Source organism: Cytobacillus oceanisediminis 2691, assembly GCF_007678455.1.
In the GTDB taxonomy this organism is placed as follows: domain Bacteria; phylum Bacillota; class Bacilli; order Bacillales; family Cytobacillaceae; genus Mesobacillus; species Mesobacillus oceanisediminis_A.
This window is the reverse complement of the sequence record NZ_VEEP01000125.1, coordinates 1-301: the sequence shown is the minus strand read 5'-3', so window position 1 is coordinate 301 and position 301 is coordinate 1. Positions and strand designations below refer to the sequence as shown.

Genomic DNA, 301 nt, shown 5'->3' with positions numbered 1-301 from the left:
ATTAATACGAGTGCTAAGACGGTATACTATGGCGATCAAACACTACATGAAGGAGATATGGTTTCAGTTGATGGTTCAGAAGGTGACATTTATTTAGGTGAGATTAAAACAGTCAATGCTGAGCATAGTGAGTCATTCAATCAATTTATGGAGTGGTCAGAAAAAACAGCTCGTTTAAAAGTACGTATGAATGCAGAAACACCTCAAGATATTAAAGTAGGTTACCAATTTGGCGCTAAAGGCATCGGATTAGTACGTACAGAGCATATGTTCTTTGGGGCTGAGCGACTAGTAGAGATGA

At 38.5% G+C, this 301-nt stretch carries 1 protein-coding gene; it reads left to right on the top strand.

Translation table 11 applies throughout. The features are described 5' to 3' along the window. On the top strand, positions 1–301 hold a 301-nt coding region (locus FS736_RS23575), incomplete at both ends, for a putative PEP-binding protein (protein WP_313959745.1).